Source organism: Streptococcus sp. DD10 (assembly GCF_001578805.1).
Lineage (GTDB): Bacteria > Bacillota > Bacilli > Lactobacillales > Streptococcaceae > Streptococcus.
Genome location: NZ_KQ969163.1, coordinates 83,250 through 84,008, shown reverse-complemented (window position 1 = coordinate 84,008; position 759 = coordinate 83,250). Strand labels below are relative to the sequence as shown.

General features: G+C 40.6%; 1 protein-coding gene. It reads left to right on the top strand.

Annotated elements, in window-relative coordinates; all coding sequences use genetic code 11:
- Positions 1-221: 221 nt before the first annotated feature.
- On the top strand, positions 222-521 hold the full coding sequence (locus tag STRDD10_RS08265) for a YbaB/EbfC family nucleoid-associated protein (protein WP_067194936.1): 300 nt from the start codon (positions 222-224) through the stop codon (positions 519-521).
- Positions 522-759 lie beyond the last annotated feature (238 nt).

Sequence of the window (759 nt, the reverse complement as noted above, 5' to 3'; positions counted from 1 at the left end):
CAAAAGACTGGCTAGCCTGCCGTTCATTGCCACGATTTTCCCAGCGTTTGATAAAGGATCTTGTCTGCTTTTTCTGCTCACTAATATCCATATACTCATACTTCCTTGATGTTTTTATCCTTATTATACCATGTAAAAGGGCAGTTTTTTAGAGGAAAATCGTCCCAAACATGGTATAATGGCTAGTAGATGTCTAAAACGAAAGGAATCTAGAAAACATTATGATGAACATGCAAAACCTGATGAAACAGGCACAAAAAATGCAAAAGCAGATGGAACAAAGTCAAAATGAACTAGCTGCTATGGAATTTGTCGGCAAATCTGCCCAAGACTTAGTGGTAGCGACATTGACAGGAGATAAGAAGATTGTCCGTATCGATTTCAACCCTGCAGTAGTAGATGCTGAGGATACTGAAACCCTATCAGACATGACTAGTCAAGCTATCAACGCTGCCCTTGAAGAGATCGACCAAGCTACCAAGAAAAAACTCGGTGCCTTTGCAGGAAAACTCCCCTTCTAAGGAAGCATCAAAAGGAAGCGGGAACGAACTCCTACTAATGCAAAGAGTTCGTTTTCTCATCTCCACACAGCTCAAACAATCTGGGAGACTGGTTAAGCTTGTAGATAAGGGAAATCTTGTTTCCATCATTAGCTCATCTTTGAAGCATAACAGCAAACAAAGGTACCAAACACTGCGGCATGTAGTTTTTACTATTCTTTATCGAAGAGGCTGGGACAATAGTCTTTATCCTCCAAAT

Excerpts from the sequence above, each read along its gene's own strand:
- STRDD10_RS08265 (WP_067194936.1), top strand. The coding sequence starts at position 222 with ATGATGAACATGCAAAACCTGATGAAACAGGCACAAAAAATGCAAAAG.